This window comes from Corallococcus praedator, assembly GCF_003612125.1.
Taxonomy (GTDB): domain Bacteria; phylum Myxococcota; class Myxococcia; order Myxococcales; family Myxococcaceae; genus Corallococcus; species Corallococcus praedator.
This window is the reverse complement of the sequence record NZ_RAWI01001191.1, coordinates 1-420: the sequence shown is the minus strand read 5'-3', so window position 1 is coordinate 420 and position 420 is coordinate 1. Positions and strand designations below refer to the sequence as shown.

Annotated in this window: 1 pseudogene; it reads left to right on the top strand. The window is 76.0% G+C overall.

The features are described from left to right. Positions 1-295 (top strand): annotated as a pseudogene (locus D7Y13_RS46525) (zf-HC2 domain-containing protein); the annotation flags it as partial. Positions 296-420 lie beyond the last annotated feature (125 nt).

Genomic DNA, 420 nt, shown 5'->3' with positions numbered 1-420 from the left:
GGCCCAGGCCGCGGCGAACCAGGGTGACCGCGCCCGGGAGGCCCAGCTGCTGCGCGCCGCGCTCGCGGCTGGAGCCAGCGGCAGCGAGCGGCTGGCCCTGCTCTCACGGCTCTGCGAGTCGGAGTCCGTCCAGGGCCGGACCCAGGAGGCCGCCGCCGTCTGCGGGCAGATCGTCACCGAGGCCCCCGGCTCCAGCGCGGCGCAGTTGGCCCAGCGCCGCCTGCGTCAGGCCTCGCCCGCCACGGCTCCGGAGTCTGAGCCGGCCAGGGCCGCCCCTTCCCAGCCCGCGCAGTAGGGGAGGGCGGCAGTCCACATGACCGATGCTTCCGGGGCCTGGGTCCTGGATAATGGGAGCATGACGTCGGACGTGCACGCTCCCCCCGTGAACAGCCCCCGGAAGTCGCCGCCGCGCTCCCCTAC